Origin of the sequence: Collinsella sp. AM13-34 (assembly GCF_003473055.1) — a bacterium.
In the GTDB taxonomy this organism is placed as follows: Bacteria; Actinomycetota; Coriobacteriia; order Coriobacteriales; family Coriobacteriaceae; genus Collinsella.
Window position 1 is genome coordinate 1 of the sequence record NZ_QRLE01000034.1, and the last position, 12,249, is coordinate 12,249.

General features: G+C 62.3%; 4 protein-coding genes, 1 tRNA gene and 1 other RNA gene. 4 read left to right on the top strand and 2 right to left on the bottom strand.

Annotated elements, in window-relative coordinates:
* Window positions 1-380: 380 nt before the first annotated feature.
* Window positions 381-932, bottom strand: a complete 552-nt coding sequence (locus DW151_RS09850; protein WP_082421874.1) for a LemA family protein — start codon at window positions 930-932, stop codon at window positions 381-383.
* 211 nt (window positions 933-1,143) lie between these two features.
* Here DW151_RS09850 and DW151_RS09855 point away from each other — a divergent pair, with 211 nt between their 5' ends.
* On the top strand, window positions 1,144-1,728 hold the full coding sequence (locus DW151_RS09855; protein ID WP_099432361.1) for a TetR/AcrR family transcriptional regulator: 585 nt from the start codon (window positions 1,144-1,146) through the stop codon (window positions 1,726-1,728).
* 3 nt (window positions 1,729-1,731) lie between these two features.
* Here DW151_RS09855 and DW151_RS09860 read toward each other — a convergent pair.
* A tRNA-Ser gene (locus DW151_RS09860) sits at window positions 1,732-1,821 on the bottom strand.
* Between the two features lie 51 nt (window positions 1,822-1,872).
* Here DW151_RS09860 and tadA point away from each other — a divergent pair.
* The 3 genes from tadA to ffs all read left to right on the top strand — a co-directional run bounded on the left by tadA (window position 1,873) and on the right by ffs (window position 12,242).
* Window positions 1,873-3,654: a tRNA adenosine(34) deaminase TadA gene (gene tadA / locus DW151_RS09865; protein WP_118335642.1), complete on the top strand. Its 1,782-nt coding sequence runs from the start codon at window positions 1,873-1,875 to the stop codon at window positions 3,652-3,654.
* An 802-nt stretch (window positions 3,655-4,456) separates the two neighbouring features.
* Entirely contained in the window at window positions 4,457-12,052 is a 7,596-nt protein-coding gene (locus tag DW151_RS09870) for a Spy0128 family protein (protein WP_147351781.1), read from the top strand.
* Between the two features lie 94 nt (window positions 12,053-12,146).
* Window positions 12,147-12,242: signal recognition particle sRNA small type (ffs, locus tag DW151_RS09875), an RNA gene on the top strand.
* The last annotated feature ends 7 nt before the right edge of the window (window positions 12,243-12,249 follow it).

The following is a 12,249-nucleotide window of genomic DNA, read 5'->3' on the forward strand; positions in this document are numbered from 1 at the left end:
TACCCTAAGAGCAAACCACCCCTTTTAGGGGTGGTTTTGATTTTGGTTCGCGCCATGTGGGGGTGATGGCGACGTGCATTTTTGCGAGTATTCTGCAATCGAAGGCCCCTGCATACCGACCTCGGGCAAAAAATCGGGATTTCTCGATGTTTTCTACGAATGATGGGCGGGGTTATGGGTTGACAGCGTTTGATTTGCAGGGATATTTGCGCTCTTTGGCATTTATCGCGGCGCCCGAAGCCCTTGGTTATGTTGAATACTCCTAAAAATGCACGGCACTTAGAGGGGGACCTTCGCGAAAAAGGAAACCGCCCCGTCGAAGTATGCATTCGACAGGGCGGTTTATGCATTTGGCCGATTAAAGATGCGCTGTCAAACTACTAGAACTTGACGGTCGGGGCCTGGCGGGCTGCTTCGGCGGCCTCGAAGCCCTGGCGCTCCTTAAACTGGAAGATGCCGGCAAAGATGACAGCCGGGAACGTCTGAATGGCGTTGTTGTAGCTGAGCACGCAGTCGTTGTAGCTCTGGCGTGCATAGCTAATCTTGTTCTCGGTATCCTCGAGCGACGCCTGCAGCTGCGTAAAGTTGGTGTTTGCCTTAAGGTCGGGATAGGCCTCGGCTACGGCGAAGAGCTGGCGTAGCGCACCGGTCAGCACGTTGTCGGCCTCCATCTTGGCCTCGGGCGTGGTGGCCTTGACGGCGGTGTTACGCGCGCTGATCACGGCGGAGAGCGTCTCTTGCTCGTGCTTGGCGTAGCCCTTGACGGTCTCGACCAGGTTGGGGATCAGGTCGTTGCGGCGCTGCAGCTGCGTATCGATGTTCTGCCAGGCGTTATCGATGCGGTTACGCTTGGTGACCATGTTGTTGTAGATGCCGGCGATGGCGCAGACAATCACAATGACAACAACGATGCCGATGATGACGGTAATCATGATGTCTCCGTTTCGAGTGGCCGCGGCGGCATGCGCCAGCTGCCGTTGGTATAACGCTACTAGTATACCCGCAACGTTTTGCCGTGCCGAACTTTCCGGTAAGCGTTATGTTTTCGGCGGGGTCGGCACCGGGGTAAAACGCGCGAGGTACAGGTGTAAGATATGCGACAGATTGACGAGTGTTGTCTTTGCCCTGAGGATGGCGATACCAGTGGACCTTCGCATTAAGAAAACCTACCGTGCCCTGTTCGATGCTTTCACCGAGCTTCTCGAGGAGCATCGTTTTGAGGACCTGACGGTTGCCATGCTGTGCGACCGCGCCATGATTCGCCGCACGACGTTCTACAAGCACTTTCGCGACAAGAACGATTACTTTGCCTTTTATATCGATGAGCTCATGTCCGGCTTGCCGCAAAAACAGCCCGATGAGGCCGGCACAGTGTCTGCCGAGGACGTGCGCGCGCTTCGGCACGCGATTTTGGACGATGCCATGGACCTGATTCTGGCCCATGAGCAGCTCATGGACAACATTTTGGCGAGCAGCATGTCGGGAATGCTGACCAACGTTATTTGCGACCGCATTGCCCGCTCCATCCGCGAGCGTGTGATGAACGTGCTTGCCGAGGATGCCCTGGCCCCCGTGTCACTCGAGACGACGTCTGAGTTTGTCGCCGGCGGTATTATTCGACTTTTCACGATATGGTGGGAATCGGGCCACGATCTTGAGCGTCGACCCGAGATGGCCGACGTGGTCGATGCGCTGTTTGAGCGGACCATGACACCGGTGCATCACTAAAAGTGGCGGAGAGAGGGGGATTCGAACCCCCGGAACGCTCTCGCGCTCAACGGTTTTCAAGACCGCCGCATTCAACCGCTCTGCCATCTCTCCGTGAGTCGTAATGATAGCATCGTTTTGAATTTGCAACAGGGAAGGCGAACGATGACGATCACCGAAATCGACGAGAAGTTCATGCGCGAGGCGTTGGCGGAGGCGCGAGCCGCCGCGGCGGTGGGCGAGGTGCCCATCGGAGCCGTAGTGGTGCGCGACGGCGAGATCGTCGCGAGGGCGCATAATCGTCGCGAGCTTGACCAGGACCCTTCGGCGCATGCAGAGTTCGCGGCCCTGTGCACCGCTGCCCAGGCGCTTGGCCGCTGGCGCCTTTCCGACTGTACGGTCTATGTGACGTTGGAACCCTGCTGCATGTGTGCGGGGCTTATGGTCAATGCGCGCGTGGGGCGCTGCGTGTATGGCGCGAGCGACGCCAAGGCGGGTGCGTTGGGCTCGTTGTACGATCTCAATGCCGATTCGCGCCTAAACCATCGGTTTCATGTGACCGCCGGCGTGTTGGCGGATGAGTGTCGCGCGGTGCTGAGCAACTATTTTGCCGGTTTGCGCGGTGCGGATGGCGTCGGTTGCGGCTGCGGTGCAAACCTTGAGGCGCATGTTGCCCACGCCGAGGCCCTTGCTGACGGCGAGGATCTTGCCGGCGAGACGCTCGACTTTGGTCCCGTGCAGCGCCGGCCTCGCCGTGTGCTGCTGGCGATTGATTCCTTTAAGGGCAGCGTTTCGAGTGCGCAGGCAGAGGAGGTCGTTGCCGAAGGCGTGCGCCGCGTGTGGCCCGATGCCCAAGTAAGCGCGCTGCCGCTGGCGGATGGCGGTGAGGGAACGCTCGATGCCGTTGCCGCGTGCGGCGGTGAGATTGTGACCTGCGAGGTGGCAGGTCCCTTGGGCAAGTGCGTGGCTGCCCGGATGCTGGTGGACGGCGAGCACGAGTCGGCTGTCATTGAGATGGCCGAAGCCGCGGGCATCGGGTGCTCGCCGTGCACGGAGTCGGCGGCGTTGGCCGCTACGACCTATGGCGTGGGCGAGCTGATGCTTCGTGCGGTTCGCGCGGGGGCGAGGACCCTATATATGGGACTGGGCGGCAGCGCCACCAACGACGGTGGCGCCGGCATGCTGCAAGCGCTGGGCGCGCGTCTTGTCGATGACCGTGGCTGCAATATCGCGCTGGGGCTCACGGGCCTTGAACACGTGGCGAGTATCGATTTGGCACCGGCGCTTCGGGCACTGAATGGCGCGCGTGTCGTGGTGCTTTCCGATGTCGAGAATCCGCTCGTGGGGCGTCGCGGGGCGCTTGCGGTGTTTGGCGGGCAAAAGGGCCTGCCGACAGACGATGTCGAAGCGCTGGGCGGGTACGACGACTGGATGGTCGGTTACGGTCGCCTGCTCGATACGGCGATTGCCGAGGCACGGGCTCAGGGGTTACTGCGCGTGCCCGAGGGTGCGCGGACGTTTGGCTCGGTGCTCGGCGTGCCCGGCGCCGGTGCCGCTGGCGGTCTGGGCGCCGCGCTGCTAGCGCTCGGTGCAGAGCTACATTCGGGCGTGGAGACGGTGCTTGATCTGATTGGGTTTGACGAGCGCGTGCGGGATGTCGATCTGGTCATAACGGGCGAGGGCAATATGGACGAGCAATCCGCCGCCGGCAAAGCGCCGGTGGGTGTGGCCCGCCGTGCCAAGCGCTATGGCAAGCCGGTGGTCGCCGTCGTGGGCGGTCGCGCTGACAACCTGGATGCGGTGTATGGGCAGGGCATCGACCTTGTACTGCCGATCTGTCGCAAGCCCATGGACCTGGAGCAGGCACTCGACCCGCAAGAAGCCACAACTAACCTCATCTGCGCCGGCGAGGCGGTCGCTCGATCCTACGACCTCGGTCGCCTCTAAAACCAATCCCTCCCCAATAACTTGCGGTGAAATACGGAGTGTTTTTGCCTTTAAGGCGCCAATTCAGTCCGTATTCCACCGCAACTTCGTGAATGGCCATCCGAGGCTGGTCGCCTTGTGCTTTGGGTCGGACCGTCTGCCATGAAATGCGGTAATCTACTACGTTTAGCGGAACGCCCTCGACCATCCCGGAATTTGTGAAATTAAAACCGCAGGTAGAAAGCTTGCCGATTTTCGAAAAAGTCGGCTATGGTTGACCCCGCGGCCTAAACGTAGTAGATGGGCCCTTTCCGTGGCACAGCACCAGATCAGTCTTTTTGGGGCTAGAAAAACACCCGTAAAGGCATGTGAATCTGAACAATTCAATCCTGCGCCTTGTGGCGCTCGATGGTGCTGTCTAGGGATCGGAGGCTATGCACTTCAGGTGTTGACGCCGCCATTGATGTGCCATTAGTAGATTGCTCTTCGTTCAGTTGTTCGCCAATTAATCCTGCCAATTAATTATCATTTCGGGCGAAGACGTGGATTATCTCCATGATGGATCTCTTTGGGCATAATGTTGTCTTTAAACTGTCCTAATCAATAGATCGCTCTTGGGAAGAGAAGGCGACACCAGAGGGGGAGAAGGGAATTGGAGAGGAAAGTTTTCGGCGGGGGGGGGCAGAGAGTCGTCGCTCTCTGTCTTGCGCTGGTTCTCGGCTTCGGATGTTTATCCGTTGGCGCGACGGCCGGTGTCGCATATGCGGCCACGGAATCGCGGGCTGCGTATACTGCGGAGGAGTTTGAGATCACCCAGGACGGCGTGACCTATTCGTGCGAGACCACGGATAAGGGCACGGCGGAAATCACATGTATTGTTGCCGACGACAGTGTGACCGTGGTGAGTGTGCCCAGCTCCATCGAGCATGGTGGCCAGACCTACAAAGTCACCAAACTTTATTTCTCGTCTGGTATCGTGGCCGAGAATGTTGAGCAGCTGACGCTTCCCGACACGCTCGAAAACGTGCGCGGATGGTATTTCCGGAAGTTCGTAAAGGTCAAGGAGCTCCATATCCCTGGCTCCATCAAGAACTTCGGTTGCTCGCTGCAAAACGCTGGCTCGCTCGAAAAGCTCTATTTTGATGAGGGCGTCGAGGAGATTAGCGCCAACATGATGGTCAATGGCTGCAGCAGCCTTTCGGAGATCAATCTCCCCTCCACCCTCAAAATGATTTCGGGCTCGGGCGCCTTCGAGGGGGCTACGGCCCTCACAAGCATCGAGTTTCCAAAAGATGTCGCCTTCTCCGACACCATAACGGGCGTGTTCGAAGACTGCACGTCTCTGACAAGCGTGTCGTTGCCCGCTTCGGTTACCAAGATCCCCTCGCACATGTTTGACGGATGCACCTCTCTCACGTCCGTCACCGCGCTGAGCGAAATCGAGTCCATCGGGGATGGGGCGTTTCGGAATTGCTCGAGTTTAACCGGAATTGATTTCCCGGGCACATTGACGAGCATCGGATCCTCTGCTTTCCAGGGGTGTGCCAGCCTGGTGAGTGTGCCCAATCTAAGCAAGGTGACAAAGATGGGCTGGGGGGCTTTTTACGAGTGCAAAAATCTGCAGGCGTCCGTGGATCTGTCCTCGCTTCAGAACATTCCGGGCTATGCGTTTTGCTACACGCCAGTTAAGATCGCGGGGCTCTGCGACAGCCTGAAGAGCATTGGCGACTGGGCCTTTATCTGGAGCAATGTTGCCGTCCAGTTCCCCGAGACGCTCGAGAAAATTGGCAACTACGCCTTTTTTAGCGGTACGTTGCCGGAGCAGCTTTCCATTCCAGATTCCGTGACTTCCGTTGGCACGGCAGCCTTCTCGGGCGTAGATGGCGTGAAGGATGTGACGATCGGGCGCGGCCTCACCAAAATACCCCTGGACATGTTTGACGGCAGCACGGTTCAAAAGATCACGATCGAAAACAGCAGGGACGACATCACCGACTCGGAGAACCTCCCGTCCTCTGGCGTCGATATCGTCTACACGCGCGAGTCCATCGATGACGGCGTCGGCGATACCGTGAGCAATGACAGCACCAAGACCCTTCAGGAGCTGGTCAGCGAGGCCCCCAATGGCAAGGAGACCGTCATCAAGCTGGAAAAGCACGTGAGGCTCGGCTCCACGCTCACGATTCCTGCCAGGAAGATGATTAAGATCACGTCGGATGAGCCCTATACCATCTTGGCAAAGAAAAGCGGCTTCTCCGTACTGGTCAATGTTGCCGAGGGGGCATCCCTCGAGCTGTCGGGGAAAGTGTCCCTGAGTGGTCGCTACAACAAGGGCGCCATTATTTCTAGCAGGGGAGCGGTTGTGCTCTCTGACGAGGCCGTTGTGTGCGACGGCGCTGCGAACACCGTCAATACGGGTGTCATCGACGTGTCGGGAGACAAGGCTTCGCTTACCATGACGGGCGGCGTTATCGAGCAGTGCGAACTTAAGGACGCGTATTGCGGCGCTGTCCACGCGAAGGACGGCGCCCATGTTGTCATGAAGGGCGGCGTTATTCGTAAGAATCACGTGTCTTTCTCCACGGACGGCGATGGTAACTACCTTTCGTCTACCGGCATCATGCTGATGGGCGATGCCCACCTTGAGATGAGTAACGGCAGTATCGAGGATAACGCCGGCTATCAGGGCGGCGCGGTGGTCATGTACAGCGAGGCTCGTAACCAGAGAGCCTCCTTTGAGATGACCGGTGGTCAGCTTGTGCGCAACAGAGGCTATAAGCTTGGGAATCGAACTCCCTCCGGCGCAGTGCACGTCGAAGGGAATGCCGAGTTTACCCTCAAGGGCGGCAAGATCGAGGACAATATTGCGTATTCTGATGGCAAAGGCGGCGGAGTGTGCGTGGTCGATCGCGGCCTGCAGCAGGGTGGTAGGGACCGTACCGCTTTCACTATGAAAGGTGGCTCCGTATCGGGTAACTCCGCTTCCGCCGGCGGAGGTGTCTATACCTATTCAGATGACGTCATCCTCAGTGCGGGCGAGATCAAGGACAATGCTGCTCGGAATATGGGTGGCGGCGTATATAGCGAAGGCAACGAGTATCTCGTCTATAGCACGCTCCATATCGAAAACGCTCTCGTTGTTGATAACCATGCGAAAAAGCAGGGCGGCGGCATGTGGTTCTGCCCGACCGGAGATGCCAAGGTCTACGTCCAGAACGGTGGCCTGATCGCCAGGAACTCGGCCGATGAGGCGGGAGACGACCTCGTCTTCACCGGCTTCAAAGACGCCAAATACAAACTGACCTTGGCCAACCGCGCTCCGGGCGGCGGAAAGGTCAGCTGGTACAGAGACGGTGGGCTGTTTAACCCCGAAGGCACTTATGCGAAAACAAACACCGAAATCCCGCGATTCTCGCCCGGCGGTGGCAACGGCGAGCCCCTGTCCTTTACCGACGCCACGCCGAACGTCGCGCTTAAATCTGTGATGAGCGAGGATGTGTATAACCTCGGCCGCGGTCAGACGTCGCTGACGATCTCTGGCAATACGGCCGAACGGGGAGGCGGCATCGGCGCCAACGGCGGTGTCATCATCGGCAAGTCCGAGAACATCGACATTCCCATCAAAAAGGTCTGGGAGAACCCCAGGATTCCCCATCCTAATAAGGTCAAAGTAAATCTCAAGAACGGCGATACCGTCATCGATTCGATCACCTTGAGCGAGTCTGACGGCTGGGAGGGTGCCTTCTCCAATCTGCCGCAGCGTGAGGCTTCCGGCTCCGTGATCGCCTACACTGTGGCCGAGGACCCCGTCGAGGGCTACGGCTCGAAGGTCACCGGCGACGCCGAGCGCGGCTTCACCGTGACCAACACCTCCACGGCCAAGGTCTCGGTGCCCGTCGAGAAGAAGTGGGTCGGCCCGGCGGCCGCCAAGGCCACCGTGCGCCTGCTCGCCGACGGGAAGGACACCGGCGAGTCGGCCGAGCTGTCGAAGTCCAATAGCTGGAAGCACTCCTTCGAGGGCCTGGCCAAGTACTCCAGGTCCGGCTCCGTGATCGCCTACACCGTGGCCGAGGACCCCGTCGAGGGCTACAGCTCTAAGGTCACCGGCGACGCCAAGGACGGCTTCACCGTGACCAACACTGTGAAGACGGGCGAGCTCGACGTCTCCAAGACCGTCGTGGCGCGCGAGGGCCTGGCGGTCGACGCGGACAAGATATTTAAGTTTGTGGTTGAGGCCACCGATGCCATGGGCCGCAAAGTATCCGGCACCTACGGTGACGCGACGTTCGAGGACGGCAAGGCGACCCTCAAGCTCAAAGATGGCCAGACGGCGAGGGTCACGGGGCTGCCCGCGGGAACTGCCTACACGGTGACCGAACGTGCCGCCGAGGGCTACACGACCGCGGTGAACGGAGCCGAGGGATCCAGGGCCGATGGCTCCATCTCGGCTGACCAGGTCTCCTCCGTCGCCTTCACCAACACCTTCGACCCCGCTCCCGCTACGGCGTCCGTCCCCGAGCTCACCAAGGTGCTCGCGGGCGGCCGCAAGCTCGGCCTCCAGGAGGGGGAGTTCGCCTTTGAGCTCTCCCTCGCCGACGGCGCGGGCAATGTGCTCGAGGGCTACCCAATCGAGGCGAAGAATGACAAGGACGGCAAGGTTTCCTTTGGCGAGCTCAGCTTCACCAATCCGGGTGCCTACCACGCGACCGTGACCGAGAAGGCAAGCGGCGATGTCCTGATTGAGGGCGATGCGCATGCCTACACCTTCGACATCACGGTGACTCAGACCGGTGCCGGCCTTAAGGCCGAGATCTTCAACGAGCGGGGCAAGAAGACCTTCACCAACACCTTCACGCCGCACGACAACACCAAGACCGTCACCAAGGCGGACGCCTCGGGTGCCAAGGTCAATGTGGATGGCAGGCTGGTGGGCGTGGGCGATACCCTCACCTATACCATCGGCTGGGCCAATAACAGCGTCGATGACAGGGGCGCCGCGCAGGCGGCCGACGTGACGGTGACCGATGTCCTGCCCAAGGGCGTTGACTACGTCGAGGGCTCTGCCGACGGCGTCGCCTACGACGCCGCGACGCGCACTCTTACCTGGTCGCTCGGCGAGCAGGCTGCGGGCGCCACGGGCACGCTCAGCTTTGACGTGAAGGTCTCCGCCGAAGCCGCCGTGGTCGACGACATCTCCAACACCGCCACGGTCAAGGTGGGGGAGAACGAATCCCAGACCAACACGACCCACAACAGCGTGTCCCGCGAGGGCAGCATCACCGTCAAGAAGACGGTCGTCGGCGGCGACAGCCAGCGCGAGTTCGGCTTCACGGTCGCGCTGGCCGACAGGGACGGCGAGCCCGTCTCCGGCACCTTCGGCAAGGGCGAGGACGCCGTGACGTTTACGGACGGCAAGGCGACCTTCACGCTTAAGGACGGCGGGGAGAAGACCGTCGCCGGCCTGCCCGTGGGCGCGCGCTACGCCGTGACCGAGGATGCCGCCGAGGGCTACACGACTGCTGTTAACGGGGCTGACGGCTCCAAGGCCGAAGGCGCCGTGACCGAGGACGGCGCGACCGTCGCGTTCACCAACACGTACGGAACGGCTACCGAGGGCAGGGACGTCTCCACCGCGGGACTCTTCACCAAGACGCTCGAGGGCCGCGACTGGGCGGAGGGCGATAGCTTTCAGTTCGCGCTCACGGGCGAGGGCGGCGCTCCCATGCCCGATGGCTCTGCCGACGGCTCCAAGACCGTCAGTGTGACGGCCGCCGCCGGCACCAAGGCGGGCGATAGGGTCGCCTTCGGCTTCGGCCCCATCCGCTACATGCTCGACGACATCAAGGACGCCGAGTTTGCCGAGGTCGGCGGCAAGCGCGTGCGCGCCAAGACCTTCACCTACACGGTGCGCGAGGTCAGGCCCGATGACGGCTCCGCCATCGCCGGCGTGGCCTACGACGACCACGTCGCCACGATGACGGTGACCGTGACCGACGACGGCTCCGGCAACCTCACGGCCACGACGCCCGCGATCGCGCAGGCGAGCGGCGGCGACTTCGTCAACACCTACACGACCGAGCTCGACTACTCGGCCCGCGCGGGAGTGCGCCTGTCCAAGGCGCTTTCCGGCCGCGCCATGGAGGCGGGGCAGTTCGCCTTCACCGTGACCGCGGACGCTGAGACGGCCGCCAAGCTCGGCCTCAAGACCGACAAGGACGCCTACGCCGTGGCCGCGGCTGACGATGGGAAGGCCGACCTGGTCGACCTCATCGGCGCTGCTTCGGGCAGCGATGTGAAGTTCACCGACGCCGACGCGGACAAGACCTACCGCTTCACCGTCACCGAGACCAAGCTCGGCGGCGAGGGCTACGCCAACGACACCGCGCCGCGCACGGTGACCATCGCGCCCGCCTACGATGCCGCGACGGGCAAGCTTACGGTCACGACCACAGTTGCCAAGGACGGTGTCGAGGTCGCACGCAGCGAGGTCTCCACAGCGGATGGCGCCACGGCGGCGCCCGCGCCCGTGACGGTCGCGTTCGAGAACTCCTACGAGGCCACCGGAAAGCTCGGCGGCGAGGGCAACGTGGCAATTAATGCCACCAAGACGCTGACGGGCCGCGCCGCGAAGGCGGGCGAGTTCTCGTTCTCCGTCCGCAATGCCCAGGGTAATGTGGTCGCGACCGCGACCAACCAGGCCTCCGGCGACGGCGAGGCCGCGGGGCTCGCGTTCTCGCCCATCGCCTACACCACCGACTCGCTTAAGCAGATGGTGGCGGACGGTACCGCCACCAAGGCCGCCGATGGCTCCTGGGTCATTCCCTATACCGTTTCCGAGGACGGCACGGGCCGGCTGCCCGCGGGCGTGACGGCGGCCGTGTCGAGCTTCGGCATTACGGTCAAGGCGACCGATAACGGCAAGGGCGGGCTGGATGTGGTCGTGGTCTATCCCGAGGGATCCGACGGCACGCTGTCGTTTGTGAACGGCTATAGCGCCGGCGAGGCGACGGTCGACATCGCGGGCACCAAGACGCTGGCGCTCCGCCAGGCCGGACTCGGCCTCACGCAGGCCGACATCGCGGGCAGGTACACCTTTAAGATCGAGCCGCTGGACGGCGCGCCCGCACCGGTCGACGCCTCCGGCAAGACGGTGACCGAGGCGACCAACGACGCCGCCGGCAACGTCGAGCTGGGCCACGTCACGTTCAGGCAGCCGAGCGACCTCGATGGCGTCGAGATCGACGGCGACGGCCTGCGCACCAAGACGTTTGCCTACCGGGTGAGCGAGTCCGGTTCGGTCGACGGCGTGGTCAATGACCCGACGGCGACCAGGACCTTCATGGTCAGGGTGGTCGAGGACACCGCCGCGGGCACGCTCGCCGCGGAGGTCCTGCCCGCAGAGGGCACGCCCGAGGGCAGGGGTGCGTTCGAGTTCACCAACACCTACGGCGTGAACCCGACGCCGAGCTCCGTCACCGACCAGATCAAGGTGAGCAAGAAGCTCAAGGGCCGTGACCTGGCCGAGGGCGAGTTCGAGTTCCAGCTGGTCGAGCTTGTCGCCGACGGCAGCGAGAGCGTCGCGGCGACGGGCAAGAACGCCGCCGACGGCACGGTCGCGCTCAGCCCCGTTACCTACACCGCGCCCGGCGCGCACAGCTACGAGCTGCGCGAGGTCGCCGGCACGGCGGGCGGCGTGACATATGACAGGGCGACGTACCGCGTGCGCACGACGGTCACCGATGCCGGCAACGGCACGCTCGCCGTCAAACACGAGCTCATGGATGCCGAGGGCAATGCCGCGAACGACACCTCGGTGACCTTCACCAACGGCTACCAGGCCGCACCCGTCACCCTCAAGCTGGGCGCCGCCAAGGTGCTCAAGGGCGCCGAGCTCAAGGCGGGCCAGTTTGGCTTTGAGCTCAAGGGCCGGGACGGCAAGGTCATGTCGACCGCCAAGAATGCCGCCGACGGCAGCGTCGCGTTCGATGCGCTGACCTTCAAGCGGGCCGGCACCTACACCTTCACGGTGAGCGAGGTCGACGACGGCCAGGCGCACGTGACCTACGACAAGGCGGTGCACAAGGTCGTCGTCACGGTGAGCGACGAGGCGGCAGACGGCACCAAGACGGGCTACCTGTCGGCGAAGGTCTCCTACGAGGGCGACGCCAACATGCCGCCAATCTTCACCAACAGCTACGCCGAGGAGCCCGGGACCCCCGAGAACCCCGGCACGCCGGGCGGTGGCTCGGACGGCGGTTCAGATAACGGCTCCGGCAGCGGCGCTAGCGGCGACGGCTCCAAGGGCGGCATGCCCGACACCGGCGACCGCAGCTTGCCGGCGGCCGCGCTCGCGGTCATGGCCGGCACCGGCGCGCTGGCCGCCGCGGGCGGCGCGGTCCTGTACCGCAGGCGCCGCTAGCGATATGGACGAGTGGGGCGAATCCATCCGATGGGTTCGCCCCACTTGCCGTGGCGGACGGGAGCAGGTAAGATATACCGAGCGCCTAGCGCGTTCGATGGGTTCGGATGACGACATGTTCCGAATCTGGTCAGGTCCGGAAGGAAGCAGCCATAAGGAGCCTCTGTCGGGCATCCGAATCCATCGAGTGCGCAGGC